The sequence below is a fragment of the Micromonospora sp. DT47 genome (assembly GCF_049844475.1).
Classification (GTDB): Bacteria; Actinomycetota; Actinomycetes; order Mycobacteriales; family Micromonosporaceae; genus Micromonospora.
Genome location: NZ_JBNCLC010000077.1, coordinates 1 through 383 on the forward strand (window position 1 = coordinate 1; position 383 = coordinate 383).

General features: G+C 67.1%; 1 protein-coding gene. It reads right to left on the bottom strand.

The features are described from left to right. Positions 1-383: epoxide hydrolase family protein (locus ACLQ2U_RS32215; RefSeq protein ID WP_425754648.1), on the bottom strand; the 383-nt coding region annotated here is incomplete at both ends.

A 383-nucleotide genomic window follows, 5' to 3' on the forward strand; every position in this document is an offset into this window, starting at 1 on the left:
AGCTCGACGTAGGCCTTCCCGATGTGCACGGGATCCCAGCCGGTCGTGTTCGGCTGGCCGGAGAACCCGTATCCGGGCATCGACGGGATCACGACGTGGAAGGCATCCGACGCGCTCGCGCCGTGCGCGGTGGGATCCGTGAGCGGGCCGATGATCTTCAGCTGCTCGACGATCGACCCGGGCCAGCCGTGGCAGACGACCAGCGGGAGCGCGTCCTCGTGCTTCGAGCGAACGTGGATGAAGTGGATTTCCAGACCGTCGATCTCGGTGACGAAGTTGGGGAGGGCCTTCAGCCGCGCCTCGCACTTGCGCCAGTCGTAGTCGGTCGCCCAGTAGCGAGCGAGGTCCTGCATGAGCGCGAGCGGCACGCCCTGCGAGTCATC